Below are 1074 nucleotides of genomic sequence, written 5' to 3' on the forward strand. Positions count from 1 at the left end.
CGCCGAGCTGCTGCCCGGCGCGCTCGGTCCGCTCGCGGCCGCCCTCTCGCTCAGCGCCGGCGTGCTGTTGCTGCTGCTCACGCACGGACTCACGCGGGGCCGGCGACGCGCCTGGCAGGGCGCCGTCGTCCTGCTGCCGGCCGGTGCGGTCGCCCAGTTCGCCTACCGCCAGTCCCTCCTCGGCGTCCTTCTCGCGCTCGCGCTGCTCGCACCCCTGCTGTGCTACCGCGACCGGTTCACCGCGCCGCCCGGCCCGCGCGGCAGATGGCGGGCACTGGCCCATCTCGTCCTGATGGGCGCCGGTTCACTGCTCCTCGGGCTGCTCGTCGTCAACGCCCACCCCGGCCCGCTGATCGACGACCCGAGCCTCGCCGACCGCCTCGCCCACGTCCTGTACGGCCTGTCCGGCTTCGGGGGCCCGGTCCACTACCGGGGTGACACCTCCTGGACGGTCACGTTCTCCCTCGGCGCGCTCGGACTGCTCACCGTCGCCACCACCCTCTATCTGGCCATCCGGCCCCGGCACCCGGCCGCGCGGCGTACCGAGGACGACGAGACGCGGCTGCGCGCCCTGCTCGCCCGGCACGGGGCCCATGACTCCCTGCGCCACCTCGCGCTGCGCCGCGACAGGGCCGTCGTCTTCTCCCCCAGCGGCAAGGCGGCGGTGACCTACCGCGTGATCTCCGGGGTGATGCTGGCCGACGGCGACCCGGTCGGCGACGTGGAGGCCTGGCCCGGTGCCATCGAGCGCTTCATGGACGAGGCCAGGGCCCACTCCTGGATCCCGGCCGTCACCGGCTGCTCGGAGAGCGGCGTCGGGGTGTGGCACCGCGAGACCGGACTCGGCGCCCTCCGGCCCGGCGACGGGGCGGTGGTGGACATCGCGGATTTCCCCCTGGCCGGCCGCGCGGCGCGCGACGCCGGCCGCACGAGAACGGATCGGGGAGGGCGAGAGGAAGAAGGGCCGCGAGACGAAGGCGGGATTGAGGAATCCTTGTTCACCCACCGCGCCCACCGCGCCCCCGCGTCCGCCTGACGCCGGCCGGAGCGGCCCGCGCACGGGCGGAAGGCACC

1 pseudogene is annotated in these 1074 nt (G+C 75.6%); it reads left to right on the forward strand.

Going from position 1 to position 1074, the window contains the following annotated elements:
- Positions 1-955: pseudogene (locus tag B9S61_RS07620) on the forward strand (phosphatidylglycerol lysyltransferase domain-containing protein); the annotation flags it as partial.
- Positions 956-1074 lie beyond the last annotated feature (119 nt).

It is taken from the genome of Streptomyces sp. SM1 (assembly GCF_002910825.1).
Classification (GTDB): Bacteria; Actinomycetota; Actinomycetes; order Streptomycetales; family Streptomycetaceae; genus Streptomyces; species Streptomyces okerensis.